This is a genomic window from Acidovorax sp. KKS102 (assembly GCF_000302535.1).
Lineage (GTDB): Bacteria > Pseudomonadota > Gammaproteobacteria > Burkholderiales > Burkholderiaceae_C > Acidovorax.
On record NC_018708.1, the window covers coordinates 2,143,013 to 2,166,992 of the forward strand.

Consider the following 23,980-nt stretch of genomic DNA (forward strand, 5'->3'; position numbering starts at 1 on the left):
AGCGCCGAGCTAGCGCGCCTTCTGAGGTGCGGCTGACTGATGAGACTGGCGCCTGGCTGGAGGCCAAGATGGCCGCAGCCGTGCGCGAGGGCATCAAGGGTGCGATGACCGAAGAGACTGCCGCCGCGTTTTGGGCTGCAGGCCTGACGGTGCTGCAAAAGCAGGCCACACAACACGCCGGCCGGTTTGTGCTGGGCGGGCTGTGGGGCCTGGCGCGAAAGGCCAGTCTGTTCCTGGCGCTGGGTGGCATTGTGTATGCCATTGGCGGCTGGGCAGCGCTGGCCACGTTGTTCAAAACACTGTTCACAAGTGGATCGCCATGAGTACCAAAGACCCTATAGCGCTGATCGCAGCGCTGCAAGATACGAACGTGCGGGCCTTTCTGCGCATGCTGCGCCACGGCGAGGGCACTGCGAGCGATGACGGCTACCGCGTGATGTTTGGCGGGGGGCACCTGGTGGGCCTGGACGGCCAGCCGGGCACCGCTGACGATTTTGCGGACCACCCGCGCACCCCAATCACCCGCAAGCTGGGCGGCACGCCCATCACCAGCACGGCGGCGGGGGCGTATCAGTTCCTGGCGCGCACCTGGGACGCCTTGGCGCAGCAGTACGGCTTTGCCGACTTCTCGCCGCAGAACCAGGACCTGGGCGCCGTGGCGCTCATCCTGGGCCGCAAGGCGCTGGACGATGTGATTGCCGGGCGCTTTGAAGACGCGGTGCGCAAGTGCAACCGCGAGTGGGCCAGCTTGCCCGGCAGTCCCTACGGCCAGCCCGTGGTGACCATGGCCCGCGCCCGGCAGGAGTACGAAGCCCACGGCGGCACGTATGCGCCTGCCGTGTCCGACACCATTTCCACGCTGGCCAGCTTCATCAACACCGAGGCACTGGCGGCCGACACGATTACCCCACAACCCAAGGAGCAACCCATGGCCCCGTTTGTCGCCGCAGTGCTGCCATCCCTCATCGACCTGGTGCCCAAGCTGGGCAAGCTGTTTTCTTCGGGCTCTGAGACAGCAGAGCGCAACGTGAAGGCCGCAGAAATCGTGGTTGCCGCAGCCAAGGAGGCGATTGGCGCGCGCAACGAGCAGGAGCTGCTGGAGACGATCAAGTCAGACCCGGCAGCAGCTGCGGCTGTGCGCGGTGCCATTGAGGCCCAGTGGTTCAAGCTGGAAGAGGTGGGCGGCGGCATTGCTGGCGCACGCGAGGCCAACGCGGTGTACATGCAGCCGGGGGCGCCAGGCTTTTGGCAGAACCCGGCGTTTTGGGTATCCGCCCTGCTGCTGCTGCCGCTGTACGGCCTTGTGGTGGACGTGCTGTTTATCCACCCCGACAACTACAGCGGCGAGCTGCGCGTGCAGATCGTGACGGCGCTGCTGGCCGTGATTGCCATGGTGGGTGCGTACTGGCTGGGAACCAGCTTCAGCAGCCAGCGCAAGACCGAGCTGCAGGCGGGCGGGGCGAAGCTGCCGGGGGTGTGAACTAAGAGGCGAACAGAGGGGCGATATCGGCCATTATTGGGCTTATATCGCCCCTCTGCTTTTGGCGGGTCTGTCGCATGATCTTTGGCAAACACAGTAGACAGACACAGGAGTAAGAGAGATGCCGCATCGCCTTTCCATTCACCCCAAAACCGCTGAGGCGTTGGCCAAGGTTGCCAACATGGCCCACGCGCTAACCCTGCAGCTGCAGGCTACCCGGCGTAAGGAGCACGGCGATTGGATGGATTCGCAGTTGAGCGCGGCACAGACCATGGCGCAGACCATGGGTGCACTGGTGGACTACACCCTTTTGATGCACGAGCAGCCACAGCAACGGGGCGACTTCCAGGATTGGTTGCTGGACCGCGAGGACTAAACGCCTTTCGCGCTATCTGAACAGGCTGAGCAGCGCCAGCTGCTTTTCGGGGGGCATGGCCCGGAACACATCGAGCATGGCTTTGTCGGTTCCAGTGAGGTCCGATGTTGGGCCGTTGTCGTTGGCGGTGTGCAGCACCGTGGGTGCGTTGGGGAGGGCATAGGCGTTGCCCTTGCGCTCTGACGGTGCTTGCGTTGTTTCCGCCTGAAGTGTTGATTTCAGCCGCAGATTGATTTCAGCGGTGACGGTGCGCCCGTTGACGAACGCGGCGCGCTCGATGGCCACGCGCACGTCTTCTGGCATCGCCAGCAAGAACCTTGGCGGGCGCTTCTTTTCGTCAGATGCCTCATTTGTTTGCAGCGTAGTCACGGTGCGAATTATCCGGGCATTGCCCCTGCCGTAATAAATATTTGCTCTTTTGGATGTCCATGGATATAGTCGGCTATCCCGATGTATATCAATGGATATCCAACAATGACCAAATCAGTTAAGTCAGTGAGCAAGAAGGTGCTTGTCACCGTGCCGGAGCCCTTGCTTCGGCGTCTGGATGCCAAGGCGAAGAACGAGAACCGCACCCGCTCTGCTGAGCTGTGTGTGCAGTTGGCCAAGAGCCTGGGCAAGCCCCGGGCGAGGGCACAGGCATGAGCTGGGCGCTGGGTGTTGGTGGTGGGCATGCCGTGATGGTGTGCCGTGGGGCCGCTTCTTTCAAGTGAGCAAGGCATGCCCCGCAAACCCATATTCCCCAAACACGAAGTGCCGGTGAGCCCGTTCGATGCGTTCCGGGCGGTGGCCACGGCCTATGGCGTAAAGGACCTGGCAGAGCGCCTGAGCATGAAGCCGGGCACTTTGTGGAACAAGGTGGATGCCGATGTGGAGAGCCATCACCAGCCGACGCTGCGCGATGTGATCTCCATCACCCGGGAGACGCAGGACATGCGGATTCTGGAGAGCCTGAACCGGCTGTTCGACCGGGCCACCATCGACCTGCGCCCCGGGCCTGTGAGCGATGAGGCTGTGCTGGAGCTGCTGCTGCGTGTAAGCAGTGAGAAAGGCCAGATGGCGCAGGCCCTGCGCAATGGCTATGCAGACGCCCGCTTTTGCCGGGCCGACTACCAGGCCGTGCGCGGTGAGGCGTTCGACCTGATCAATGCGGTGCTGGACTTTGTGCAGCGCCTGGAGGGGCTGGTCGATGAGTAGCACTGCCCCCCGCACCCCCCGCAAGAAATCGGCGCCCGCTGCGCGCGCCGTGGTTCACCGGCTGCCGGATGGCTTTGCCCCGAGTGCGGGCAATGCGCTGGCGGCGCTGTTCGGTGTGGAACTGATCGAGGCCCTTCAAAGGAGGCGTACCGATGGCATCCCGCATTGCTCCCCCCCCAGTTCAACAAACCCTGCCGATGGAGCTGCCGCTGGCGGCGCCGGAGGCGCGCATGCGCGCGCTTTTCGAGGGGCAGTGGTCGCGCTGGCACCCCGCCAAGAGCTTTGACGAGGCGGTGAGTGACCCGACGACGCGGCGGCTGCTGATGTTGGCCGTGGCGCATGGCGACAGGCACCGCGTGGAGCGGGGGAGGGGCAGGCGATGAAACGAATTTTGGCTTTGGCCGGCACGACGCCCTGGGGCGTGGTGGGGGCCTTGGTGTGGGCTGGTTTGGTGTGCGCCAGTACCGCAGTGGATGAGGCAGAGCAGCACACGGCGACGACAGAAGAAATCTACATGGAGTTCCAAGATGCAAAAAAGGTATTTGACCGAGTTGGAGCAGTCACGGCTGCTGCATGGGGTATCAAAGGTGGCCGACCCGCTGGCGCAGCGCGATTACCACTGGATCGCGGCGCTGATCCTGACGGGCATGCGGGTGCAGGAGTTCAGCCGCTTGACGGTGCCCATGGTGCAGCAGGCCCTGGCCGGGGGCTGGCTGGTGAGCCCGAAGGAGCATTGCAAGGGCGGCAAGCGGGGCAATGAGTACATGGTGACTGCCCGGCTGCGCACCCACCTTGAGGCGCTGGTGAAGCTGAGCCATGAGCTGGGCGCCGGGTGCGTGGTGCCCGAGGCTGGCCAGCCGCTGGTGTGGGGCCGGGATGTGGCCGGGATTGCTGGGCCGCTGAGCGTGCGCAGCTATGAGGCGCGGCTGAAGCACTGGGCGGTGCATGCCCGGCTGGATGCGCGGATCAGCCCGCACTGGCTGCGCCACACGCGGGGCATGAACATCATGCGCCGCAGCCGGGGCAGCAACCCGCTGAAGGTGGCGCAGATTGCGCTGGGCCACCGCAGCCTGAAAAGCACCGGCATCTATCTGGACATGAGCCGGGAGGAGTACGAGCGCGAGCTGCAGCTGGTGGACGGCGGGCGGTTGCCGAAGAAGGTGGCGCGGCAGATGGCGCAGGGGGTGGCGGCATGAGCGACCTTCTGACCGAGCCCACCGAGACGACTGTGGTGGACCGAGCCGCGCTGTATGCGGCTCGGCGTGAAGCTGAGAACCGCCGGTTGCTGGCGCAGTTCGATGCCGAGGAACTGGATGCTGTGCGGGGGCTGTTCGAGACGGCGCGCAAGCACTGGGACACGGGCGGCGGCGGCACTGTGGCGCGGCTGCTGCTGGGCATCTACAACGGCACCCGCTTCCCTTTTGACCTGACGGACCTGCGCCGCCTGGATGGCCGGAACTTGGCGATGGCGCTGACGGTGCTGCGCATGGATGCGCACTACTGCCGAGCCGAGGTGCATGTGATCTTGTCGGCGCTGCTGGACGACATGACGGTGCAAAGCCGCATGGAGGTGTGGGCCTACGACATGGGCTTGAAGCACCGGGCGAAGAAGGCCGAGGCCGAAGAGATGCGCCGGAGGGTCTACCCATGAGCGCCGCCATCGACCGAGACGGCCACCACTGGGAGCAGCACGGCAAGTCTGTGGCCATTGCCCGCCCCGGTGTGCTGGAGGCCACTACGGCATGCACGCTGGCCGCGCATTCGATGCGCAACCCCCGCATCTTGCAGGGCCGGGTGCATGTGATGTTGGAGGCGGGCAAGGACCCGTTCACCCTGGCGGCGCGCATGACGGCGCTGGAGGCCCGCACGCTGGCCGCTTCGCTGGTGAAGGCTGCAGACCGGGTGGATGAGGTGCAGGCGCTGCTGGACCGGAGGGCAAAGCCATGACGTTCAAGGTGACGCACATTGCGCCGGACTTGCGCAAGCACCAGCAGCTGGTGGACGCGGCCACCACCGCCCAGGCGCAGGCCTGGATGGAGCAGCTGTATGGCGTGGCGCTGGTGATGAGCGCCATTCGGCAGGGGGCACGGCCATGAAGTGCCGGGCATGGTGGTGCTTGTGGAAGGCACTGGATGCGCTGCAGGCGCTGGGGATGCTGGCTATCTCTGGCCTGGCCTGGTTCACAGGGCGGGTGCAGCGGGGTGCCAATGCGGCCGAGATCGAGATGCTGCTGGCCCGTGCCGAGCGGGCCATTGCCGCCCAGCGCGAGCGGCGCGAACGACGTGCACGGCCCCGGCGTGGGGGAGGGCCACGGCCATGACGCAAGCCTTTATCTCGCTGGCCGCTGAGCGCATTGAGCCCGGCCCCCTTCGCTGGGTGGGTGGGGTGCTGCAGCAGGAAACGCGGCTGTACATGGGCGAGCAGTGCGTGTGTGTGCTGCTGGTTTCGTTCCCCCCTGGTTCGCCTGAGTGGCTGAAAGGCCAGCGCCTGCGTGCGCTGGATGGCGCTGGCCGGGTGCCTGCATGACGCCGCTGCGCACCAAGGTGCTGCGGCTGCTGTTGACCCGTGGCGGCTGGGTGCAGCGCGAAGCCCTCAACCCCCTGACCACTTGCCAGCCCGCCCTGGAGGACGTGCTGGCAGACCTGGTGATCGAGGGGCATGCGGAGTTCAGGCGGCATGTGGGCTACCGGCTACTGGGTGGGCCGCAGGTGCGTGAGGCCCGTGTGCAGCTGATGACCGACCCGACCCTGCTGCGCGCGGTGGCCGCTGCCGAGGTGCAGACGGATGCGGGGCAGCAGCTGGTGATGGGGGTGGCTGAGCGGCGCCCTGAGCTGGGCGGGGCCGTGGTGACCTACCAGATGGAGCTGCCGGTGTGTGGTTCGCCCAGCGAGCTGCTTGCCCAGGCGACTGCGCTGGCTGGGTTTTGCAAAACGGGCCTGCTGGCGGGCCTTGGAGGGCAGAAGCAATGAGCGAAGTGGACTACTGGAAGGCGCGCTGCAGGCGCTCCGAGGGCTTGCTGGTCAAGGCGCGCAAGGGCATTCGCTCGTCGCGCCAGCGGGCGGCTGTGCTGCGTGCGCTGGGTGAGCTGAAGTCGTGGGAGTGGATGGGCACCGACCGCCTGGCGGCGATTGCCAATGTGAACTGGTCCCACCTGTCCGAGATGGAGGAGCTTGGGCTGGTGGTGTCGCGCCCTGTGGAGGGCGCCAACAAACGTGAATGGCAGCTGGAGCACCTGGTGGTGCCTGCTGCTGAAAAGGAGTGATTTATGGGCATGAAGATTGAAGGTGATGTGCGTATCGTTTCTGACGGCTGCACTGCGAGCGAGATGGGCATTGAGGCCGCACGGCATCTGCTGGGCCTGGTGGTCGATGCGTTGCGCGATCAGAACGTACCCAAGGCAGCCATGCAGGACCTGCTGCTGGGGATGCTGGCTGGAACGGTGGGGCACTTTGGCCTAGACCTGAGCGTGGAGGAGATCCACGAGCAGCTGGACAACTGCAAGCGCATGGCCTCGGATGTGCTGGGCGGCAAGCGCGAGACGCATGTGCACCCCGCAGGAAAGGCGGTGCCCTGATGGCTGTGCTCAACGCTTTTCAGTCGGTGCGCCCCCGTGGCGTGGACATGCCCAGCGCAGTGCCGGTGGTGGCGAAGGCGGGGCAGGCCCCGGCCAAGCTGCCGGGCTCTCTGCCCCGTGTGCTGGACCGCAACGGCAAGGTGAATGCCTCGCTGGCGCCCCGGGCGTATGGCTCGATCTCCGTGGAAGGGCGGGTGGCCGGTGAGGCTAGCCAGCTCAAGCGGCAGGCGATTGTGAAAGGTGGCCTGTGATGGGTGCCCTTCTTCTTCCGTTCACGACGGCGCAGCGTGAGCGCCTTTTCAACAACCGCCCGCCGAACGTCGGCAAGGGGCTGGCCTTGGCGGATTGGCATCGTCTGGTGCAGTTCATCGAGGCAGCGCAGCAGCCTTGCCCCTCACCTGTCCAAGCATGGGCTGTGGTCGCCCCATGCGGCGACGGTGTGCTGTTCTCCAGCCTGCTTGATGCGCGCTGGACTCTGACGGGCGAAGGTGCGGGCGCCGATGGGGTCGGCCACCCCACCATCGGGGAGGCGTTTCGGGAGTGTTACGCCCCGGCGCTGACCCTGCACCGCGTCCAGATGACTGCCCAGAAAGGCGGTGTGGCATGAGCACCCCGACCAAGAAGCAACTGGCGTCGCGTCATATCCGACGCCTGCGCACGATGCGGGCGCAGCTGCTGGAGATGTCCCAGCAGTGGGAGGAGCTGGACCAGTTCTGCGTGAATGAGCTTGAGGACTTGGCCAACTCCGTTGAGACGGTATCGAAAGGGCTGCACGACGACGAAGGCGGTGCTCCATGACGAATGCCGAGGCAGCGGCTGCGCGTCCGCTGAACAACCCAGACGACGAGCCCACGGGCCACTTCACGGGCCGTTGTGGCCGGTGCGGCAGTGATGACCTGTGGGAAGACAACACGGCATACGGATGCAACCACTGCGGCGGCTTCTGGACCGGCATCGAACCTCAATTGATACCAAACGGACATTGACCATGACGCTACAAACTCAAGAGCAAGCAAACGCCTACTGGGCTGACAAGGACTACAAGAAGTGGGTGGTGGAGTTCAAGGCGGGTCCCCTGCGCAAGCCCAAGCGCTGGCAGGTGAACGTGGGTGCGCCCAACACCAACGGCGCACGCCGCGCTGGCCTGGCAGCAGCCGACTTGATGGGGCACACCTGGTGCCGCAGTGCCATGTCCACGGTGCGGCTGGCGACAGCGCAGGACCTGGGGTGCGTGGCGACGGACGCGAAGGGCGGTGCAGCATGAGGCCGACCCAGCACCCATCCAACAACGATGTGCTGCGCGCCCCGCCGGGCGTGTCGGCTGAGCAGTGCAAGCCATTGGCCATCACCCGCGTGATGTTCACCAGCGGTATGCCTGCTGTGTGGTCGTACTGGGAGCCCAGCCCGGAGGAGCGGGCGGCGATTGCTGCCGGTGCGCCGGTGCGCCTTTCTTGCTGGGGCATGACGCACCCGCCCGTGAGTATTGGTGTGGACGGCGTAGAGGAGCGCCCCTGGTGAGCGGGCGCATCTACATCGCCGGGCCCATGACGGGCCTGCCGGACCTGAACTTTCCCGCCTTCCACGCTGAGGCGCAGCGCTTGCGCGCGGCGGGGTGGCATGTGGAGAACCCGGCCGAGATCAACCCTGACCCTGCTGCGGGCTGGGAGGCGTGCATGCGCAAGGACATTGCGCGTCTGGTGCTGTGCGATGCGATCTGCCTGCTTCCTGGGTGGTCGCGGTCGCGGGGCGCAAGCATCGAGCACTTTGTGGCGGTGCACCTGGGGCTGGCGGTGATCTATCACGAGCCGCCCACGGCGCAAGCCCTGCAGTTTTCAAGAAGTATCTGAGTTCATCGCCCGCCAGTCGTGCGCGGGCAGCTATCAAAACAAGAGCATGACAACAACATCATCAGCGGGGGGCGGCAAGCGGCCGGACCTGGCCGCGAAGCTGAATGCGGAGATCGATTGCGAGGACCTGGCCGAGCGGCTGGGCCTGGTGCGGCCGGGGGGCTCGTCGGGCAATTTCCGCAGCCCACACCACCCGGACAAGGCGCCGAGCGTGTCGGTGTACCTGCCCGATGGCGGGGGGCTGAAGCGTTGGAAGGACTGGAGCACGGGCGAGGGTGGCGGGCCGGTGGACATGCTGATGTGGGCGTCGGGCCTGGACTTTCCGGACGCGGTGAAGGAGCTGGCCAGCATGTACGGCATTTCGGTACCGGCGCCGGCGGGCGTGGCGCCGCAGCAGCGGCGGGAGCCGACGCTGGCCGAGTGGATTGGCGAGAAGTGCATGGCGGCGGCCAAGGGCGACCAGAAGGAGCTGCTGCTGAACTACCTGTGCGGCAAGGAGCCTGGCCAGCGCCACCTTTCGCTCAAGGTGGTGGAGGAGGGCATCAAGCGCGGGACGATTGGCCTGAACACCTGGACGAAGCCGGGTGCGGAGCCTGGGGAGCAGGGGTATGGGGGGCTGGCGGCGGCGTTCTTGGTGCGCTCGAGGCTCGACCGCCAGGTGGTGGGGGTGGACATGCGCTACATCGACCCCGAGGCGAATGGCGGGCAGAAGACGCAGAGCCAGGGGGAGAAGGTGGGGGCGCCGTGGGTGCTGGACTGGAAGCGCCTGGCCAGCGCCAGCACGGTGGTGGTGGTGGAGAGCGCGATCAATGCGCTGAGCGTGGACAGCTGCGAGCTGCCGGGCACGGTGGGGCTGGCGGTGCGGGGCACGCAGACGATTGACGGCGGGGACTGGTCGTTTCTGCGGGGCAAGCAGGTGCTGCTGGGCTTTGACAATGACCACAAGCCGCTAGAGCAGGGCCCGAACAAGGGCTTTTGCCCGGGGCCGCTGGCAGCCTGGCGCATGCACGAGATTCTGACGGGGCTGGACATCAGCTGCCTGCTGCTGGATCAGGAGAAGTGGATGCACGGCGAGGAGCCGATCAACGACCTGAACGACTACCTGCAGCTGCGCGGGGTGGATGGGCTGAAGGCGGCGCTTAAGTTACTCGAGGAGGGGGCGATTCCCGGCTTGGCCACGAGGCATTACCGGGCGGGCAAGCCGCGGCTGTGGTTGCCGACGCATGACTTTCACGCCTACGGCAAGTATCGGGTGGAGCCGGATTTCACCCGGGCGATCAAGGCGGTGGAGCGGGACGATGAGGGGAACGAGAAGGTGTCCTATGCGGACATCAGTGGGTTCCGCATCGCGGCGGTGAGCCGGGTGCAGATTGCGTCGCCCACGTCCACCATGACGGGGGACGATGACAATGCGCCGCGCACGGTGTTTGCCCTGTCGGTGCAGGTGGCCCGCCATGGCCCGGTGCTGCAGCGCCGGGTGGTGGACGATGAGAAGCTGCACAACCAGGACGTGTGGAAGAAGCTGGGCCCGATCTATGCGCCCACGTCGTTCGCCCGGCTGGTGAACGTGTGGGAGCGGGCATCGAGCATTGGGGCGCGGGAGGCCATCAACTTCGTGGGGCTGGCCTGGCGTGATGGGCGGCCGGTGGTGAACGAGGGCCCGGACTGCTTTTTTACGGATGCCCGGCAGCAGTGCCCGTACAGCGACCTGGTGTTCCCGAGCGGGACGCTGGAGCAGGCGCGGGAGGTGCTGGTGCAGTTCCAGCGTACGTTCAAGGACAACGCGGCCATGATCCCGCTGGTGTGGGGCCTGGGGGCGCACCTGAAGGCCTTCCTGGGATTCTGGCCGCACTTTGTGATGCAGGCCGAGAAGGGCACGGGCAAGAGCACGTTGGTGAAGCGGCTGGAGCGCGCGATTGCGATGGTGATGAGCAGCCGCCAGAGCCTGCAGACGGAGTTTCGGCAGCTGACCAGCGTGAGCTACACCAGCCACCCGGTGGGCTGGGGGGAAATGTCGGCCAACAAGCAGGACATCATCAACAAGGCCATCCACAACCTGCAGGAGTGCTACCAGTACGAGCACACGCGGCGGGGGGCTGAGCTGATCGATTACCTGCTGTGCGCCCCGGTGTTGCTGGCGGGTGAGGATGTGCCGGTGCAGAGCCTGCAGGGCAAGGTGGTGCGCAGTGAGCTGACGCTGGCCAGGCGCGGGCCGGAGATGCCGCAGGACTTGCCGGTGTTCCCGGTGAAGCAGTGGCTGCAGTTCCTCACGAAGCAGGACAAGGCGCGGGTGCGCCGCCTGCATGAGGACATGGTGAAGCAGCTGACCGATAGCTGCGTGGCCACCACGGCCGACTCGGGCGCGCAGCGGATGGTGCACAACTATGCGGCCGTGGCGGCGGCCTGGCACCTGCTGTGCGAGTTTGCGGGCATCCCGTTGCACCAGGGCGGGTTTGTGGGCTCGGTGGTGGCCGAGATGAACGCCCACATCAAGGAGAGCGTGAGCGACCGCCAGCCGTGGGCCTGGATCACGGACAAGCTGCTGAGCGAGATTGCGCAGCGCAATTTCCGGTATCCGTTCGACTTCGACACCATCGATGACATCCCTGTGCTGTGCGTGCGGACGTCGCACGTGATGGCGCATATCAGCACCACGCCGACGCTGCGGGAGTTTTGGGATGGTCTGCCGGTGAAGAGCGACCGGATCTACAAGAAGGCGCTGCACGCGGCCGGGGTCCTGATGGAGGGCAGGGACGGCCAGCCGCTGTCGGTCGAGCGGACCATTGGCAATGCCCGGGTGTCGAACATGGTGGCCATGCCGCTGTCGGCGCTGGCCCAGTTCGGTCTGCATGCGGTGGTGCCCAAGAAGTACGACGCGGGTGCAGGGCCATCTGGGGACGATGGCGGACCGGTGGGGCCGTTCGATGCGTGAGGCTGGCCAACCCCCCTTTCTCCAAGGCCATGCGCGCCGCCAGGCGCTCCCGTTCATCGGCGTAGCCGCATGCTGGGATTGGTGCGCGGGGCGCATCGCTCGCCCCTTCGGCCCCCCGCACCCCCCAGCCAAGAAGGCGCCGCCGACTCAGGGGAAACCCCGAGAGGGCCGGGGGGCAGGCCATAGATTTTTGCAATGCCGGGGGGCGGTGGCACGCGCAAAAACCTGTGGATCAGCCCCTGTTTTGACCCGAAACCCGCGTGGCTGTAAGGCTGCGGCCCGATTCGGACCTGTGGAAGTTCCACGGGTCGGGGCGTTTTTTCCACAAGTCGGGTCATTTTTTCCACATTTGCCGTTTTGCGGTTTTGGGCCTCTTTCTCTCTCTCTTTCTCTTTTTTTAGAAGAGAGAGAGAGGATGAGAGAGCGGCGGGCAAGCAAACGGGCATCCACAGGTCTGATTTTTTGTAACGCAATGTATCCACAGGTTGGCGCGTGCATCCACAGGTTTTCTGTGGATGGCTGGTGGGCTGGAATCGTTGACTGGCGCGGGTTTGCGCGTGGTTGGGGGGCTGGTCCACGGTCCACAGGTGGAAATGCCTGTGTGCCCCCCTTTGTCTTGGCTTTGGGAGGTGTGCATGGCGCGCATGGGATGGACTGACGATCTGGTGATTGATGCGTGGGTGGAATTTATGCGGGTGAATCAGAACCGCAGCCCGCGTACCCGGGAGGCCTACCGCTTGGCTATGACCAGGCTGCAGGAGTTCGCCCGGGAAACGGCCGGCCGCGTGTCGATCCTGGAGCTGGACGGTGAGCAGCTGGAAGTGTTCACGGGGATCTGGCTGCACAAGCGGGGTGTGGTGGCGCGCAGCCGCAAGCCGTACATATCGGCGGTGCGTGGGTTCTATCAGTGGTGTGTGGAGCGCGGGCACATCGACAAGAACGCTGCGCTGGCGCTGGGCCACCCCCGCACCGGCAAGCCGCTGCCCAATGTGATCAGCCTGGCCAACGCCGAGCGCCTGATGAATGCACCGGACCTGGGCACCTTCAAGGGCATCCGGGATTCGGCCATCCTGCATTTGCTGGTGGGCGCTGGCCTGCGGGTGTCGGGGCTGTGCCGCCTCAATGAGGGGGATCTGTATCGGGACACGGTGAATGGGCGCTCCCGCATGTTCCTTCGGGTGATTGAGAAGGGCGAGAAGGAACGTGTGTTGCCCTTGCCGCGCGAGGCCGAGGCCATCCTGCTGGTGTACCTGGGCCACGAGGAGCTGGCCGAGATCGACCGCGACACGGTGGACCGGCGCGGCCGTGCGGACAAGGTGTTGTTCGTGTCCACACGCAACAGCACAGTGTCTGAGCACGCATACCGAGGGGAGGAGCGCAGGCTGAGTCGCCAGTCGGTGCATGACCTGGTGCAGGCCTATGGCACGCCGCTGGGCATACCGGCCAAGCATCTGCACCCCCATGCCATGCGCCATCTGTACGGCACCGAGCTGACCGAGGGTGACGTGCCCACGCTGTCGGTGCAAGACCTGATGGGCCACGCTGATCCGAAGTCATCGGCCGTCTACACCGCGCTGAGCGTGCGAAAGAAGACCGGCCTTGTCGATGCGCACAGCCCGCTGGCCAAGATGCGCACGCCTGTGAGCGAAATGCTCAAGCGCCTGCCCGGCTGACCCCAAACCCGCCCCGTAATTTCTCCACGGTATTTAGGACCGCATCCATATGCCCGTTCGCACCGCATGTATACACAAACGCTGTTCTGTCACCCTCGCGGTCTGCGGGAACCGGCATCGCTGCGCGGTCTCGCGCTCCGCTGCAACTTCGCCCAATAACGGGCTAACTCGCGCGGGGCTGTCGCTGCGGGGTCTGTCGAACTGCGCAGTGGACGGGGGCGCGCTCCCTCTGGAGCGGGAGGGCTGCGATGCGTGAAAGGCGCAGTGCAGCGCATGCAGGCGCGCAGCTTGACTGGGTTGACCTGGCACGCGAGGAGGGGGTGGGGGCCCGGCAGGGGCACGACCAGCCCACGGCGGGGGGGGGAGGGTACCTGGATGAATGCACCCCGTCCCAACTTTGGGAAGAGGCCCGTTTGCGCGAATTGGCCGAGATGGGCCTACCCCAGGTGTGGCTCGATGTGGCGCGCGAGATTGGCTATGACCCGTTCATGCGCATGTGGCGGGTGCTCGATTCGGCGGTGGAGCTGCGCAGCGACAGCGAAAGCATGATCGAGGTGCAGCTCCGCAGGTTTTCGAGCTTTCAGCGCTACCAGCGCAACCGCTTTATTGAGGCCCTGGTGAACATGGGCCTGAGCACCACAGAGATACAGAACCGCGTCAAGCGTGAACTGGGTGAGGAACTGAGCGTTCGTCACCTGGTTCGTCTTGCGGCGCGTGGTCGGGGAAGAATCCAAGCATGAAGCGCGCCATCATCTATGCCCGAGTGAGCAGCAAGCGCCAGGCCGACGACGGCCTGCCCGTTGAAAGCCAGATTGATCACTGCCGATCCAAGGCGGCGGCGCTGGGCGCCACGGTCGTGAAGGTGTTTACCGATGGGGGTATATCGGGCACCACCGACCGCCGCCCGTCTTTTCAGGACGCCCTGAACTTCTGCGCCGTCGCGGATATCGACTACTTCATCACCTGGTCATCCAGCCGGTTCGCCCGCAACCACCTCGACGCTGGGCACTACAAGGCGGTGCTGCAGCGGTACAACACGCGGCTGATTTACTCCAGCACAGAGGTGGACATTGGCACGGATGACGGCTGGTTTATCGATGCCATTGGCTCGGTGATCGATGAGCGCTACTCGCGCCAGGTCGCCAGTGACACCCGCCGCTCGATGCTCAAGGCTGCCAAGGATGGCTACTTTTTGGGGGGGCGCGTGCCGTTTGGCTATGTCGTCGTCTCCGATGGCAAGCGGAAACGGCTGGGGCAGCACCCCACAGAAGCCAACACGGTGCGGCAGATTTTCACGATGGCGCTGCAGGGCTGCGGGACCAAAACGATTGCCCTGCACCTGAATGGCACGGGGTTGACTTTGCGCGGGCAGTCGTTCAGCAAGAACACGTTGACCTACATCCTCAAGAACGAGGTGTATGCGGGCTGGACCATCTTCAACCGTACCAACAAGCGCACGCCGAACCCGCCAGAGGACTGGATCAAGGTGAAGAGCCACAGTGCGCTGGTGAGTGAAGAGGACTTTGAAAGGGTGCAAAAGGTGTTGGAAAAACGCAAACCTGCCAATGTGGGCGGCCAGCCGCGCAGCAACTTTGCCTTCACCGGCCTGCTGAAGTGCGGGCTGTGCGATGCCAGCCTGCAGACCTGCAGCGGTACGGGCCGCAGCAAGGTCTACCACTACTACGGGTGCCGCAATAGCCTGGTGGGCAAGCACCGCTGCGGCTTTGGCAAGGTGCGGGCAGAACTGTTTGACGAGTGGATGCTGGCCGAGCTGCTGGACCAGGTGATGACACCTGAGCGCATGGCCGACGTGGTGGCCCAGGCCTACCAGACGCGCGAGACGTGGGCGAAAGACCGCTCAGACCGGCGCAAAACAATCGTGGCCGAGCTTCGTGTGGCTGAAAAAGCGCGGTCGAACTTGTTCTCTGTCCTGGAGCTGCACGGCCAGGACGCACCGAACCTGGGCGATATCACCCAGCGGCTCCGGGAATGGAACGACCGCATACGCAGCCTGGAGGCCAGTCTGGTTGATCTTGAGAACGAGAGGATGAGTGCGAACGAGCAGCCCGAGGTAGACCCGGCCGAAGCGGCCGAGGTACTGCGGGATATCGTCCTAAATTGCGAAGACCCCAAAAAACTGCGCGAGTTTGTGGGGTCGTTCGTCCGGGAAATCACTGTGACCGACAGCGAGGTGGTGGTGGACTACCACCCTGAGTGCCTGGTAAGGCACAACCACCGCGCAAAGATTCACAGTGCCGAAAAATGGCTCCTCGACCTGGGCTCGAACCAGGGACCTACGGATTAACAGTCCGGCGCTCTACCGACTGAGCTATCGAGGAATGATCGGTATCTATCGACTAACTAATTGAAAGGCCCTGCTTTACTCATGCAGGGCCTGCAAATTCTTGGCTCCTCGACCTGGGCTCGAACCAGGGACCTACGGATTAACAGTCCGGCGCTCTACCGACTGAGCTATCGAGGAACAAGACTTAGATTATATACACAAAATTGGGTCTCAATCAAAAAACTGCCAGGTCCATTCACAAGCCAGTGCTGCGGCGCGGAGTCGTACTGCACGTTATCCTGACCGGCACGCCGCCATGCGAGCGGCTTGTGCTGCATCCAACTCCCTCACGACATGACCATCCACACCATCCTGAAAATGGGCGACCCCCGCCTGCTGCGCGTGGCCCAGCCAGTGACCGCATTCGACACCGATGAGTTGCACCAGCTGGTGCGCGACATGTTCGAGACCATGGCCTCGGTGAACGGAGCCGGGCTGGCCGCACCGCAGATCGGGGTGGATCTGCAACTGGTCATTTTTGGCTCGAACGACCGCAACCCGCGTTATCCGAACCGGCCGCTGGTGCCACCCACCGTCCTGCTCAACCCGGTGATCACGCCTCTGGGGGCAGAAGAGGAAGAAGACTGGGAAGGGTGCCTCTCCGTGCCGGGTTTGCGTGGCAAGGTGCCCCGCTGGTCACGCATCCGCTACACAGGCTTTGACCTGTATGGCGATCCCATTGACCGCACGGTAGACGGCTTTCATGCGCGCGTTGTGCAGCATGAGTGTGATCACCTGATCGGAAAGCTGTACCCCATGCGGGTGCGTGATTTCACGCAGTTCGGGTTCACCGAGGTGCTGTTCCCGGAGATCAGCGCCAACGAGGACGACTGAGCCTGACCTACACCCTTGGCCCACGCCCGCCGGGTCAGGATGACAGTTCCTGCAGCAGTTCGGTCTCGATCTGGATCTGGCGCGCGTTGTTCTGCAGCTCGGGGCCCTGGATGAGGAAGGTGTCTTCCACCCGTTCGCCCAGGGTGCTGACCTTGGCCAGTTGCACGCTCAGGTGGTGCTGCGCCAGGATGCGGGCCACCAGATACAGCAGGCCCGCACGGTCGCTGGCAGAAATGGCCAGCAGCCAACGCTGCGCTTTTTCATCGGGCCGCAGGGTCACGCGGGGTGCGACCGGGAAGCTCTTGACCCGGCGCGATACCCGTTTGCGGGTGGGCTCGGGCAGCGGGCCGCCTTCCTCGATCACGCGCATCAGGTCGCTCTCGACCATGTGGGTCAGCTCGCGGTAGTGCCCGGGCTGTTCGGATGCAGAAGAGGCCACCACCTGGAAGGTATCGAGCGCATAGCCGTTGTTGGCGGTGTGCACCCGCGCATCCAGGATGCTGAAGCCCACGCGGTCAAAGTAGCCGCAGATGCGGGCAAACAGGTCGGCCTGGTCGGCCGCGTAGACCATCACCTGCAGCCCATCACCCGCCAGCGACTGGCGGGCGCGCACGACCGGTTTGGCGGTGCCCACGTGGCGCGAAAGATGACGCGTGTGCCAGGCAATGTCGGCCGCGTCATGGCGCATGAAGTAACTCACGTCGAGCGTGGCCCACAGCGCCTTGTGCGCTTCAAAGGGCAGGGCGTTGAGCGCTAGCAGCACCAGCGCCTCGCGCTTGCGGGCCTCGATCTCGGCGGCTGCATCGGGTGCACGGCCACCCAGGGTGCGCAGTGTCGCGCGGTACAGGTCTTCCAGCAGCTTGCCCTTCCAGGCGTTCCAGACCTTGGGGCTGGTGCCGCGGATGTCCGCCACGGTGAGCAGGTACATGGCTGTGAGGTTGCGCTCGTTGCCCACACGGTGCGCAAAGGCGCCGATCACATCGGGGTCGCTCAAGTCCTGCTTTTGCGCCACGGTGCTCATGGTCAGGTGTTCGCGCACCAGAAACTCGATGAGCCGGGCATCTTCGCGGTCTACGCCGTGCTGGCGGCAAAAGCGCCGTACCTCCTCTGCGCCAATTTGCGAGTGGTCGCCGCCGCGCCCCTTGCCAATGTCGTGGAACAGGGCCGCCACGTAAAGAATCCATGGCTTGTCCCACCCTCCCGCCAGCTGCGAGCAGAACGGGTATTCGTGCGCATGCTCGGCCATGAAGAACCGTCGCACGTTGCGCAGCACCATCAGGATGTGCTGATCCACCGTATAGACGTGGAACAGGTCATGCTGCATCTGCCCCACGATGCGGCGAAACGGCCACAGGTAGCGCCCCAGCACCGAGGTCTGGTTCATCAGCCGCATGGCATGGGTGATGCCCGAGGGCTGCTGCAGGATGCGCATGAAGGCATCACGGTTGACCGGGTCGCGCCGGAAGGCGCTGTCCATCACGCCGCGGGCGTTGTACAGCGCGCGCAGGGTGCGCGCCGACAGGTCTTTGAGCCCCACGGTGGTCTGGTAGAGCAGAAAGGTCTCCAGGATCGCATGCGGGTCGCGGGTGTACAGGTCGTCACTCGCCACTTCGATGAGGCCCGCCTTCTCGAAGAAGCGCTCGTTGATCGGACGTGGCTCGTGGGTCGATGGGTTCAGGCGCTCTTCGATGTTGAGCAGCAGGATCTGGCTGAGCTGCGACACGGCCTTGGCCGCCCAATAGTAGCGGCGCATCAGGCTTTCGCTGGCGCGCATGGGCAGGCGAGAGCCGTCGGGTGCCTGCGAACGGTAGCCGAACGACTCGGCCACCGCGGTCTGCAAGTCGAACACCAGCCGGTCTTCGTGCCGCACGGCCGCTGCATGCAGGCGGGCTCGGATCAGGCAGAGCAGCGCCTCATTGCGCTCGATCTGGCGCACTTCGAAGGCCGTGGCCATGCCGCTGGCGGCCAGCTCCTTCCAGTTGCTGCCCAGACCGGCCGCCTGGGACACCCACAGGATCATCTGCAGGTCGCGCAGACCGCCGGGCGACTCCTTGCAGTTAGGCTCCAGGGAGTAAGGCGTGTTCTCGTACTTGGTGTGGCGCTGGCGCATCTCAAGCGTCTTGGCGACCAGAAACGCCTGGGGGTTCATCTGCGCGCGGTACTGGCGTTGGAACTCTGCAAACAGCGCGGCATTGCCGCACACCAGCCGCGATTCGAGCAGCGAGGTCTGTACGGTGACATCGCCCGCGCTCTCGGCCAGGCACTCGGCCACCGTGCGCACACTCGACCCGATCTCCAGGCCCGTGTCCCAGCAGCTGCCAATGAAGCCTTCGAGCTTGGTGCGCAAGGCGCTGCCGGCCTCGGGCGCCGTGCCGTCGGGCAGCAGCAGCAGGACATCGACATCGGAGTAGGGGAACAGCTGGTCGCGCCCGAAGCCGCCGACCGCCACCAGGGCCATGTCATCGGGCAGTTGGGCGCGTTGCCACAGGGTTTGCAGCAGGTTGCCCGCCAGCGACGACAGCTTGCGCAGCAGCACCCGGATGCCGCGCGTTGATGCGCCGGTGGATTGCATGGCAGCCAGCAGCGCGGCCTTGTCGCTGCGGTAGGCGTCGCGCAGGGCATGGAGTTCAGTCATGGTCGGTAAGTATCGTGGGAGGCCATGAAAAAGCCATGCAAGAGTTGTGCAAGCGGCAGCCAAAGGCGCGGGACCCGGTGGCCCCGCCGTCGCCTCAGGTCTTGGTGGCTGTCACAAAGGACGGCAGGGGCGGCGATCCAGCCGACAGCGTCATCACCTCGTACCCCGTAGGCGTGACCAGCACCGTGTGCTCCCATTGCGCCGACAGGCTGTGGTCCTTGGTCACGATGGTCCAGCCGTCGTTGCCAAAGTCCTTCACCTCGCGGCGACCGGCGTTGATCATGGGCTCGATGGTGAAGACCATGCCGGGCACCAGCTCTTCGAGCGTACCGGGCTTGCCGTAGTGCAGCACCTGGGGCTCTTCATGGAATTTTTTGCCGATGCCATGGCCGCAAAACTCGCGCACCACCGAGAAGCCGTGCCCTTCGGCAAACTTCTGGATCGCATGGCCGATATCTCCCAGGCGTGCGCCAGGCTTGACCTGCACGATGCCATGCCACATGGCTTCGAACGTCAGCGCTGACAGGCGCTTGGCGGCGATCGAGCATTCCCCGATCAGGAACATGCGGCTGTTGTCGCCATACCAGCCGTCCTTGGTGATCACGGTCACGTCCACATTGACGATGTCGCCCTTCTTGAGCGGCTTGTCGTTGGGGATGCCGTGGCACACCACATGGTTGACCGAGGTGCACAGCGACGCCGGGTAGGGCGGGTAGCCCGGTGGCTGGTAGCCCACGGTGGCCGAGATGGTGCCCTGCTGGGCCATGCATTCGGCGCCCAGGCGGTCGATCTCTTTGGTGGTGATGCCGGGCTTGATGTGCGGCGTGATGTAGTCCAGCACTTCGGAGGCCAGGCGGCAGGCCACGCGCATGCCCTCGATGTCCTCGGCGCTTTTGATGGTGATGCTCATGCCGCAATTATCCCATCGGCCCCCCGGCCGCGCAGGCGGCCTGGGCTTGCCCGGTAAAATGGAGGGCTCCGGTGCTGGTTGCACGCTGGCACCCGGAGCCACCCTCTACCCCTGACACCCCCCAACAGGCCGCTACCGTGACCTTGCACATGACCACGCTGGCGGGCGGCAACGCCCTCAGCACCTTCCGCGCCCAGCAACTTCAACCCGCCCTGGAGGCGATCCACCCCAAGATCAGCGGCATTGCAGCGCGTTTCGTGCATCTTGTCGCCACCGATGCGGCCCCCACGCCCGCCGAACAAGAACGTCTGGCCGCGCTGCTGACCTACGGCGACCCCTACGCAGGCCCCGAAGATGGCGCCGTCCTCATCGTCACGCCCCGCCTGGGTACCCTGTCGCCCTGGGCCTCCAAGGCCACCGACATTGCGCGCAACTGCGGCATCGCCATCCGCCGTGTTGAGCGCATCACCGAATACCGCATCAGCCTGAAATCGGGCCTGCTGGGCAAGACGCCCGATCTGACGGCCGAGCAACTGGGCCAGATCGCCGCGCTGCTGCACGACCGCATGACCGAATCCGTGGTGGCCGACCGCAGCGCCGCCGCAGCCCTGTTCACCGAGCTGCAGCCTGCCCCCATGGAGCATGTGGATGTGTTGGCCGGTGGTCGCGCTGCACTCGAAGCGGCCAACACCCGCTTCGGCCTGGCGCTGGCCGACGATGAAATCGACTACCTCGTGACCGCCTTCACCGGCCTGAAGCGCAACCCCACCGACGTGGAGTTGATGATGTTCGCGCAGGCCAACAGCGAGCACTGCCGCCACAAGATCTTCAACGCCCAGTTCACCATCGACGGCGTGGCGCAGGACAAGAGCCTGTTCGGCATGATCCGCAACACGCACCAGCTGGCGCCCCAGCACACGGTGATTGCGTATTCGGACAACGCCTCGGTCATGGAAGGCCATCAGGTCGAGCGTTTTGTAGCAAAAATGGCCGCAAGCGCTAGTGAATCAAGCGCTAATAGCTATCAAAAAAGTAGCGTCACCCAGCATGTGCTGATGAAGGTGGAAACGCACAACCACCCCACGGCCATCTCGCCCTTCCCGGGAGCATCGACCGGCGCGGGCGGAGAGATCCGTGACGAAGGCGCCACCGGCCGGGGCTCCAAGCCCAAGGCGGGCCTCACGGGTTTCACCGTGTCCAAGCTCTGGGGCAGCACCGTGGGCAAGCCTGAGCACATTGCCAGCCCGCTGCAGATCATGGTCGAAGGGCCCCTGGGCGGCGCCGCGTTCAACAACGAGTTCGGCCGCCCCAACCTGAATGGCTACTTCCGCGAATACGAGCAAAACGTGGGCGGCGTGCAGCGCGGCTACCACAAGCCCATCATGATCGCGGGCGGCGTGGGCGTGATCGACGCCGAGCTGACGAAGAAGATCGAGTTCCCCGCCGGCTCGCTGCTCATCCAGCTGGGCGGCCCCGGCATGCGCATCGGCATGGGCGGCAGTGCTGCCAGCTCCATGGCCACCGGCACCAATGCGGCCGAGCTGGACTTTGACTCGGTGCAGCGCGGCAACCCCGAGATCGAGCGCCGAGCGCAGGAGGTCATCAACCACTGCTGGGCGCAGGGCGCGGCCAACCCCATCCTGGCCATCCATGACGTGGGCGCAGGCGGTTTGTCCAACGCCTTCCCCGAGCTGACCAACGACGCAGGCCGTGGCGCCCGCTTTGACCTGCGCGCCGTGCAGCTTGAAGAGTCGGGCATGAGCCCGAAGGAAATCTGGAGCAATGAGTCGCAAGAGCGCTACGTGCTCGCGATTGCACCCGAGTCGCTGCCCCTTTTCCAGGCATTCTGCGAACGCGAACGCTGCCCCTTTGCCGTGATCGGCACGGCCACCGAAGAGCGCCAGCTGGTACTGCATGACCCCGCTGCCACGGCCGACGACCAGAAGCTGCCCGTGGACATGCCCATGAACGTGCTGCTGGGCAAGCCGCCCAAGATGCACCGCGACGTGAAGACCGTGGTGCGCGAATTCGCTCCGATGGACTTGACCGGCGTGCCGCTGCAAAAGGCCGTGATCGACGTGCTGGCCCACCCCACGGTGGCGTCCAAGCGTTTCCTCATCACCATCGGCGACCGCACCGTGGGCGGCCTCAGCCACCGCGACCAGATGGTCGGCCCCTGGCAGGTGCCCGTGGCCGATTGCGCCGTGACGCTGGCCGATTACAAAGGCTTTGCAGGTGAAGCGATGAGCATGGGCGAGCGCACGCCGCTGGCCGCCATCAACGCGCCCGCATCGGGCCGCATGGCCGTGGCCGAGGCCATCACCAACCTGCTGGCCGCGCCCATCGAGCTGCCCCGCGTGAAGCTCTCGGCCAACTGGATGGCCGCTTGCGGCGAGCCCGGCGAAGACGCCGCGCTGTACGAAACCGTGAAGGCCGTGGGCATGGAGCTGTGCCCCGCTTTAGGCGTCTCCATCCCCGTGGGCAAGGACAGCCTGTCCATGCGCACCCAATGGTCGGACGGCAGCGACAAGAAGAAGGTCACGTCGCCCGTCAGCCTGATCGTGAGCGCATTCGCTTCACTGTCCGACGTGCGCGGCACGCTCACACCCCAGCTCGACGCCACCGAGGCCGACACGACCCTGGTGCTGATCGACCTGGGCAAGGGCCAGAACCGCATGGGCGGCAGCATTCTGGGCCAGACGCTGGACCAGAGCGGCGATGTGGTGCCTGATGTGGACGACCCCAAAGACCTGGTCAACCTCGTCAACGCGGTGAACGCACTGCGCGCCAAGGGCCAAATCCTGGCCTACCACGACCGCAGCGACGGTGGCCTGCTGGCCGCAGTGGCAGAAATGGCGTTTGCAGGCCATGTGGGTGTGTCGCTCAATGTGGACCTGCTGGTGATCGAAGGCGACGGTATCAGCGACAGCCGCGCCGAAGTGGGCGATGCCAAGAACTGGTCGGGCCAGGTCAGCGCGCGCCGCGAAGAACTCACGCTCAAAGCCCTGTTCAACGAAGAACTGGGCGTGGTGCTGCAGGTCAAGACCAGCGAGCGCAATGAGGTGATGCAGACCCTGCGCGAGCACGGCCTGTCCAAGTTCAGCCACTTCATCGGCAAGACCCGCCCCGCCTCGTCGTCCATCGATGCGGGCAAGGGCGAGCTGCAGGTGTGGCGCGATGCCAAGGCCGTTTTCAGTGCCTCGCTGGCCGACCTGCACCAGGTGTGGGACGCCGTGAGCTGGAAGATCTGCCAGCAGCGCGACAACCCCGCCAATGCCGATGCGGAGCACGCCGCAGCGGGCGAGCCCACCGACCCCGGCATGCACGTGCACCTCACGTTCGACACGGCCGACAACGTGGCCGCGCCGTACCTGAACCTCGCCAAGCCCAAGGTCGCCATCCTGCGTGAACAGGGGGTGAACTCACACATCGAAATGGCCTACGCCTTCACCGAGGCGGGATTTGAGGCCTACGACGTGCACATGACCGACTTGCAGACCGGCCGCGTCAAGCTCGAAGACTTCAAGGGCGTGGTCGCCTGCGGTGGCTTCAGCTACGGCGACACGCTGGGCGCGGGCATCGGCTGGGCGCGTTCGATCACCTTCAATCCGGTGCTGGCTGCGCAGTTCCAGGGCTTTTTTGGCCGCACGGACACGTTCGGCCTGGGCGTGTGCAACGGCTGCCAGATGTTTGCCGAGCTGGCCGACATCATCCCCGACGCGCAAGACTGGCCGCGCTTTACCACCAACCAGAGCGAGCGCTTCGAGGCCCGCCTGTCGCTGGTGGAAGTGCTCGAATCCCCCAGCCTGTTCTTGCAAGGCATGGCGGGCAGCCGTCTGCCGATCGCCGTGGCGCATGGTGAGGGCTATGCCAACTTCAAGTACCGTGGCAATGCCGACAAGGCCATCGCCGCCATGCGCTACGTGGACAACCACGGTCGCGCGACGGAGCAGTACCCGTTCAACCCCAACGGCAGTGCGGGCGGCCTGACGGCCGTGACCACGGCTGACGGCCGCTTCACGGCCATGATGCCGCACCCCGAGCGCGTGTTCCGCAACGTGCAGATGAGCTGGACCAGCGAGGACAAGGCCCAGTACAGCGGCTGGATGCGCATCTGGCGCAACGCGCGCAAGTGGGTGGGGTGATGGGTTGAGGCACCCTGCGCTGCAGGGTGCTCA

The 23,980-nt window shown here is 65.1% G+C and carries 31 protein-coding genes and 2 tRNA genes; 28 read left to right on the top strand and 5 right to left on the bottom strand.

The genetic code is table 11. The annotated features are described in order from the left end of the window. The first annotated feature begins 68 nt into the window (after positions 1 to 68). The 3 genes from C380_RS09800 (at position 69) to C380_RS09810 (ending at position 1,856) form a co-directional block, all read left to right on the top strand. Entirely contained in the window at positions 69 to 323 is a 255-nt protein-coding gene (locus C380_RS09800) for a hypothetical protein (RefSeq protein ID WP_238544087.1), read from the top strand. After that, positions 320 to 1,480 (top strand): glycoside hydrolase family 104 protein, encoded by a 1,161-nt coding sequence (locus tag C380_RS25390; protein WP_015013696.1) that lies wholly within the window; start codon positions 320 to 322, stop codon positions 1,478 to 1,480. Before C380_RS09800 ends, C380_RS25390 begins: the two co-directional genes overlap by 4 nt. Positions 1,481 to 1,601: 121 nt before the next feature. Continuing rightward, on the top strand, positions 1,602 to 1,856 hold the full coding sequence (locus tag C380_RS09810; RefSeq protein WP_015013697.1) for a hypothetical protein: 255 nt from the start codon (positions 1,602 to 1,604) through the stop codon (positions 1,854 to 1,856). 12 nt (positions 1,857 to 1,868) lie between these two features. On the opposite strand, the gene C380_RS09815 is transcribed toward C380_RS09810, so the two are convergent. Continuing rightward, complete coding sequence (locus C380_RS09815; protein WP_148279938.1) at positions 1,869 to 2,225, bottom strand: Arc family DNA-binding protein; 357 nt, start codon at positions 2,223 to 2,225, stop codon at positions 1,869 to 1,871. 105 nt (positions 2,226 to 2,330) lie between these two features. Here C380_RS09815 and C380_RS25290 point away from each other — a divergent pair, with 105 nt between their 5' ends. The 23 genes from C380_RS25290 (at position 2,331) to C380_RS25840 (ending at position 15,384) form a co-directional block, all read left to right on the top strand. Next, a complete protein-coding gene (locus C380_RS25290) occupies positions 2,331 to 2,501 on the top strand; it encodes a hypothetical protein (protein ID WP_168162357.1) in 171 nt (56 codons plus the stop codon). A 75-nt stretch (positions 2,502 to 2,576) separates the two neighbouring features. Next, positions 2,577 to 3,053: a phage regulatory CII family protein gene (locus tag C380_RS09820; protein ID WP_015013699.1), complete on the top strand. Its 477-nt coding sequence runs from the start codon at positions 2,577 to 2,579 to the stop codon at positions 3,051 to 3,053. Between the two features lie 152 nt (positions 3,054 to 3,205). Next, entirely contained in the window at positions 3,206 to 3,436 is a 231-nt protein-coding gene (locus C380_RS09825) for a hypothetical protein (RefSeq protein ID WP_015013700.1), read from the top strand. A 144-nt stretch (positions 3,437 to 3,580) separates the two neighbouring features. Beyond that, positions 3,581 to 4,249 carry a tyrosine-type recombinase/integrase gene (locus C380_RS09830; protein WP_015013701.1) on the top strand — a complete coding sequence of 223 codons (669 nt, stop codon included), beginning with the start codon at positions 3,581 to 3,583 and terminating at the stop codon, positions 4,247 to 4,249. Further along, positions 4,246 to 4,704, top strand: a complete 459-nt coding sequence (locus tag C380_RS24010) for a hypothetical protein (protein WP_015013702.1) — start codon at positions 4,246 to 4,248, stop codon at positions 4,702 to 4,704. The genes C380_RS09830 and C380_RS24010 overlap by 4 nt, the downstream gene beginning before the upstream one ends. Further along, positions 4,701 to 5,000 carry a hypothetical protein gene (locus C380_RS09840; RefSeq protein ID WP_015013703.1) on the top strand — a complete coding sequence of 100 codons (300 nt, stop codon included), beginning with the start codon at positions 4,701 to 4,703 and terminating at the stop codon, positions 4,998 to 5,000. Before C380_RS24010 ends, C380_RS09840 begins: the two co-directional genes overlap by 4 nt. Next, positions 4,997 to 5,149: a hypothetical protein gene (locus C380_RS25295; RefSeq protein ID WP_168162358.1), complete on the top strand. Its 153-nt coding sequence runs from the start codon at positions 4,997 to 4,999 to the stop codon at positions 5,147 to 5,149. Before C380_RS09840 ends, C380_RS25295 begins: the two co-directional genes overlap by 4 nt. Beyond that, entirely contained in the window at positions 5,146 to 5,373 is a 228-nt protein-coding gene (locus tag C380_RS09845) for a hypothetical protein (RefSeq protein WP_015013704.1), read from the top strand. Before C380_RS25295 ends, C380_RS09845 begins: the two co-directional genes overlap by 4 nt. Continuing rightward, positions 5,370 to 5,579 (top strand): hypothetical protein, encoded by a 210-nt coding sequence (locus C380_RS09850; RefSeq protein ID WP_015013705.1) that lies wholly within the window; start codon positions 5,370 to 5,372, stop codon positions 5,577 to 5,579. The genes C380_RS09845 and C380_RS09850 overlap by 4 nt, the downstream gene beginning before the upstream one ends. After that, positions 5,576 to 6,022: a hypothetical protein gene (locus C380_RS09855; RefSeq protein WP_015013706.1), complete on the top strand. Its 447-nt coding sequence runs from the start codon at positions 5,576 to 5,578 to the stop codon at positions 6,020 to 6,022. Before C380_RS09850 ends, C380_RS09855 begins: the two co-directional genes overlap by 4 nt. Next, positions 6,019 to 6,315 (top strand): hypothetical protein, encoded by a 297-nt coding sequence (locus C380_RS09860; RefSeq protein WP_015013707.1) that lies wholly within the window; start codon positions 6,019 to 6,021, stop codon positions 6,313 to 6,315. Before C380_RS09855 ends, C380_RS09860 begins: the two co-directional genes overlap by 4 nt. A 9-nt stretch (positions 6,316 to 6,324) precedes the next feature. Then, on the top strand, positions 6,325 to 6,627 hold the full coding sequence (locus tag C380_RS09865) for a hypothetical protein (RefSeq protein ID WP_168162359.1): 303 nt from the start codon (positions 6,325 to 6,327) through the stop codon (positions 6,625 to 6,627). After that, complete coding sequence (locus C380_RS09870) at positions 6,627 to 6,878, top strand: hypothetical protein (protein WP_015013709.1); 252 nt, start codon at positions 6,627 to 6,629, stop codon at positions 6,876 to 6,878. The genes C380_RS09865 and C380_RS09870 overlap by 1 nt, the downstream gene beginning before the upstream one ends. Beyond that, positions 6,878 to 7,234: a hypothetical protein gene (locus C380_RS09875; RefSeq protein ID WP_015013710.1), complete on the top strand. Its 357-nt coding sequence runs from the start codon at positions 6,878 to 6,880 to the stop codon at positions 7,232 to 7,234. The genes C380_RS09870 and C380_RS09875 overlap by 1 nt, the downstream gene beginning before the upstream one ends. Next, positions 7,231 to 7,425, top strand: coding sequence for a hypothetical protein (locus C380_RS09880; RefSeq protein WP_015013711.1), 195 nt, complete (start codon positions 7,231 to 7,233; stop codon positions 7,423 to 7,425). The genes C380_RS09875 and C380_RS09880 overlap by 4 nt, the downstream gene beginning before the upstream one ends. Beyond that, positions 7,422 to 7,613 carry a hypothetical protein gene (locus tag C380_RS24425; RefSeq protein WP_083871603.1) on the top strand — a complete coding sequence of 64 codons (192 nt, stop codon included), beginning with the start codon at positions 7,422 to 7,424 and terminating at the stop codon, positions 7,611 to 7,613. Before C380_RS09880 ends, C380_RS24425 begins: the two co-directional genes overlap by 4 nt. Positions 7,614 to 7,615: 2 nt before the next feature. Continuing rightward, positions 7,616 to 7,891 (top strand): hypothetical protein, encoded by a 276-nt coding sequence (locus C380_RS09885; RefSeq protein WP_015013712.1) that lies wholly within the window; start codon positions 7,616 to 7,618, stop codon positions 7,889 to 7,891. Further along, positions 7,888 to 8,145: a hypothetical protein gene (locus tag C380_RS09890; protein ID WP_015013713.1), complete on the top strand. Its 258-nt coding sequence runs from the start codon at positions 7,888 to 7,890 to the stop codon at positions 8,143 to 8,145. Before C380_RS09885 ends, C380_RS09890 begins: the two co-directional genes overlap by 4 nt. Then, positions 8,142 to 8,474 (top strand): DUF4406 domain-containing protein, encoded by a 333-nt coding sequence (locus tag C380_RS09895; RefSeq protein WP_015013714.1) that lies wholly within the window; start codon positions 8,142 to 8,144, stop codon positions 8,472 to 8,474. The genes C380_RS09890 and C380_RS09895 overlap by 4 nt, the downstream gene beginning before the upstream one ends. 46 nt (positions 8,475 to 8,520) lie before the next feature. Continuing rightward, positions 8,521 to 11,406 (top strand): toprim domain-containing protein, encoded by a 2,886-nt coding sequence (locus C380_RS09900; RefSeq protein ID WP_015013715.1) that lies wholly within the window; start codon positions 8,521 to 8,523, stop codon positions 11,404 to 11,406. Positions 11,407 to 12,041: 635 nt separating this feature from the next. Next, positions 12,042 to 13,079, top strand: coding sequence for a tyrosine-type recombinase/integrase (locus C380_RS09905; RefSeq protein WP_015013716.1), 1,038 nt, complete (start codon positions 12,042 to 12,044; stop codon positions 13,077 to 13,079). 413 nt (positions 13,080 to 13,492) lie between these two features. After that, entirely contained in the window at positions 13,493 to 13,819 is a 327-nt protein-coding gene (locus C380_RS09910; RefSeq protein WP_148279940.1) for a hypothetical protein, read from the top strand. Then, positions 13,816 to 15,384, top strand: a complete 1,569-nt coding sequence (locus C380_RS25840) for a recombinase family protein (protein ID WP_015013718.1) — start codon at positions 13,816 to 13,818, stop codon at positions 15,382 to 15,384. The genes C380_RS09910 and C380_RS25840 overlap by 4 nt, the downstream gene beginning before the upstream one ends. Here the strand turns inward: C380_RS25840 and C380_RS09920 are convergent. Next, positions 15,343 to 15,418 (bottom strand) — tRNA-Asn (locus C380_RS09920). The genes C380_RS25840 and C380_RS09920 overlap by 42 nt on opposite strands. A 67-nt stretch (positions 15,419 to 15,485) precedes the next feature. Beyond that, positions 15,486 to 15,561 (bottom strand) — tRNA-Asn (locus C380_RS09925). Between the two features lie 156 nt (positions 15,562 to 15,717). On the opposite strand from C380_RS09925, the gene def reads away from it, so the two are divergent. Continuing rightward, the gene (gene def, locus C380_RS09930; protein ID WP_015013719.1) at positions 15,718 to 16,257 is read left to right on the top strand and encodes a peptide deformylase; all 540 of its coding nucleotides are present in this window, start codon (positions 15,718 to 15,720) and stop codon (positions 16,255 to 16,257) included. 34 nt (positions 16,258 to 16,291) lie between these two features. Here def and C380_RS09935 read toward each other — a convergent pair whose 3' ends face one another. Both C380_RS09935 and map read right to left on the bottom strand, forming a co-directional pair. Then, complete coding sequence (locus tag C380_RS09935; protein WP_015013720.1) at positions 16,292 to 18,892, bottom strand: [protein-PII] uridylyltransferase; 2,601 nt, start codon at positions 18,890 to 18,892, stop codon at positions 16,292 to 16,294. Positions 18,893 to 18,986: 94 nt separating this feature from the next. After that, positions 18,987 to 19,802: a type I methionyl aminopeptidase gene (gene map, locus C380_RS09940; protein ID WP_015013721.1), complete on the bottom strand. Its 816-nt coding sequence runs from the start codon at positions 19,800 to 19,802 to the stop codon at positions 18,987 to 18,989. A 137-nt stretch (positions 19,803 to 19,939) separates the two neighbouring features. Here map and purL point away from each other — a divergent pair, with 137 nt between their 5' ends. Continuing rightward, on the top strand, positions 19,940 to 23,947 hold the full coding sequence (gene purL, locus C380_RS09945) for a phosphoribosylformylglycinamidine synthase (protein WP_015013722.1): 4,008 nt from the start codon (positions 19,940 to 19,942) through the stop codon (positions 23,945 to 23,947). Positions 23,948 to 23,980: the final 33 nt, after the last annotated feature.